This window comes from Bacillus sp. CR71 (assembly GCF_003429245.1).
GTDB classification, from domain to species: Bacteria; Bacillota; Bacilli; order Bacillales; family Bacillaceae_G; genus Bacillus_A; species Bacillus_A thuringiensis_S.
In genome coordinates this window covers 195,049-195,267 of the sequence record NZ_CP031748.1, presented here as the reverse complement: position 1 = coordinate 195,267, position 219 = coordinate 195,049, and the positions used below count along the sequence as shown (strand labels likewise).

The window sequence follows — 219 nt, the reverse complement described above, 5'->3', positions numbered from 1 at the left end:
GCCCAACGGTAGGTGGGAGATGAATTTCGGTTTGGCGTAGCCAAAAGGTTTTCCTTTTTATTTTGCCTCTGATATAATCAGTCTTATAAATTATAAAGGCTGGTATATAAATGAGATTAGATAGTAATAACCATTCAGTATTCTTGTTATATTATCACCTTGTGTTGGTCGTGAAATACAGAAGAAATGTGTTTGATGATGATATGTCAGACTATGCAA

At 34.2% G+C, this 219-nt stretch carries 1 protein-coding gene; it reads left to right on the top strand.

Annotated elements, in window-relative coordinates:
• Positions 1 to 110 precede the first annotated feature (110 nt).
• On the top strand, positions 111 to 219 hold a 109-nt coding region (locus DOS87_RS01100; protein ID WP_208730375.1), incomplete at its 3' end, for a transposase.